Genomic DNA, 1622 nt, shown 5'->3' on the forward strand with positions numbered 1-1622 from the left:
TTAAACTTTTTTATGAAGGCTACCAAGCGAAAGCGCGGTAGAAAAATCTGTGTCTATTTTCTTGACATAGTATCACATCGAGGAATTCTTTTCTATCAATGTTCATGACAGATATAAATTCCGTTGGTAATAACCTTGATGTATCTGGGTAGTTTCCATCTAAAAGCCTTGTATAATAGACCGTTTGATCATTACGAAGTAAAATCATTTGCTCGTGAGCAAATAACTCAACATCACTGTCTGGTTCAAATATTTTAGTCGCTGCTTTATCAAGAAACTTAGCTGGAACTACGATACGAATCTCTTCCTGGTTAGACCATTTACAAGTGACTTTGCCCAATCGGTGTGAATCCGTAGAGGACAAGGTAATACAATCCTTTTGGATATCAACTAAAACCCCTTGTAGAATAGGTCTTGTTTCAGATGTACTTGCCGCAAAAGCTGTCTTTTTTACGAAATCAGCAAACTGTTTACCATTAAGAGTTAGGTTTGCTTTTGAATCATCAATTTGAGGAAGTTTCGGATATTCCTCTGGATCAAGACAATTCAATTCAAAGACGCTCTTACCAGAAGTAATGGTGGTTAAGAAATTATCTAAGGTAAAGGTGAGAACCTTTTTAGACTTCTTAACCAACTTAACAGCTGTTTTAGGTAAAACAGTCTTCCCACTCTCAAATACTTTAACCGCATCACCATCTACTGGAATAGTATGTTGAATAGATTGAGTATTATCAGATGTAGTTAAACTAATAGAATCCTGTTCAACTTCTAATAAAATTCCTTGTAGAATTGGTAATGGTGTACTTGTAGCAAGAACCTGACTCACTTTTGCTAAACCCTCTGATAAAATATCTCTGTTAATTTCAAATTTCATTTATATTTCCTCCCAATATAATTAATTATTTTTTAAGATTAAAAAAGGCACAAAGCGGGATAACCCCATACTTTGTGCCTCTCATATGACTATGCAGTACGTTGTTGCTGAGCTTCTGCATTGATCATTTGTATAATCTTAGTCGCATCTTCTTTAAAGACATTAAAGAATAGACTAAAAATACTCTCCACTTTAATTTGTGGTTTTACGATTTGAGCAAAGGTTAATACCTGTTCTAATGGTACTCCTTGCTTCTGGGCTACAACCAAAATATCATTGATTGGGCGTAATGCTAGATAATAGTTACTCAGTTGAGAAACATTTGCTCTACCAATCTCATTCGGATTCTTAATTTGGAAGTCTGAATTGGCCTTATTGAAAATCCTAACAATGATATTAGGTTGATTTTTAAGTCCAATCTGATTCTCAAATTTTTCAATGTATGCAAAAAGCTTATTGCGTTCATTTTCCGAATTGCCCTGTTGCTGATTTTGGTTGTTTCCTCCTTGATTACCTTGCTGAGTTCTACCTTGATTTGAAGGGTTATTTTGTCTTCTTTGATTGTCTTGTTGAGACTGTTGTTGCTGTGTAGAGGATTTATAACCTTCTGGTAGTGCCCAACTTGGTAGAGTAGGGGGAGTCCAGTAACCTTTCACCCACGTTTTATGATTGTTTTGATGCTAGACTAAAAAGTAGACACAGATTGTTATAATAAATATATCAACTATAACGAGGTGTGTCTGTATGG

The 1622-nt window shown here is 35.1% G+C and carries 2 protein-coding genes; both read right to left on the minus strand.

From position 1 onward, the window contains the following. Nucleotides 1–19: 19 nt before the first annotated feature. Nucleotides 20–874, minus strand: coding sequence for a DNA polymerase III subunit beta (gene dnaN / locus ACR65M_RS26790; RefSeq protein ID WP_440274926.1), 855 nt, complete (start codon nucleotides 872–874; stop codon nucleotides 20–22). Nucleotides 875–963: 89 nt separating this feature from the next. Beyond that, nucleotides 964–1530: a hypothetical protein gene (locus tag ACR65M_RS26795; RefSeq protein ID WP_440274927.1), complete on the minus strand. Its 567-nt coding sequence runs from the start codon at nucleotides 1528–1530 to the stop codon at nucleotides 964–966. Between the last annotated feature and the right edge of the window lie 92 nt (nucleotides 1531–1622).

It is taken from the genome of Ferdinandcohnia sp. SAFN-114 (assembly GCF_059415045.1).